Genomic DNA, 476 nt, shown 5'->3' with positions numbered 1-476 from the left:
CGGCTTCTCCCGGATCGACCGCCACCGTCGCGTCGCCGCCGGCGAGCACGACGTGCACCACTGGCACGTCGACTACTTCGGCGGCCACCCGGAGACGGAACTGGTCGCCGTCGAGCGTACGCGCGGGCGGGACTGCGAATGTGCGGTCGCGCGAACGCTCGGGAACGGGCCTGTTCCCGGCTTCGGTGCCTCCGACTGCGACTGTGAGACACATCTTGCGCGGTTCGAGAGTCCCAAGACCGCGGTCAATCGGGCCGAGGCCGTCCACGATCGCGACTGACCCGCGACGACGAGAGGTGGTGACGCTTAATCCCCCACGGCACCACTGGCTGAGCATGTTCGAACCGATGCCCTACCTGGAGTGGATCGCGGGCCGGCCGGAGGCGGCCGACCACGATCTCGGATCGAGCGACCTCCGGACGTACCGGTCCGACGGATCGGTGACCCCGGCGCCGCTCGCGGGGCTTCCGGATCCG

The 476-nt window shown here is 70.0% G+C and carries 1 protein-coding gene and 1 pseudogene; both read left to right on the top strand.

Features of this window, described 5'->3' with window-relative positions:
• A partial coding sequence (locus tag ACFR9S_RS10170; RefSeq protein WP_379818546.1) for a GIY-YIG nuclease family protein occupies positions 1–280 on the top strand: 280 nt, incomplete at its 5' end.
• 55 nt (positions 281–335) lie between these two features.
• A pseudogene (locus tag ACFR9S_RS10165) lies at positions 336–476 on the top strand (pyridoxal phosphate-dependent aminotransferase); the annotation flags it as partial.

The organism is Halolamina salina, assembly GCF_042678005.1.
GTDB classification, from domain to species: Archaea; Halobacteriota; Halobacteria; order Halobacteriales; family Haloferacaceae; genus Halolamina; species Halolamina salina.
This window is presented reverse-complemented; position numbering and strand designations above follow the sequence as displayed.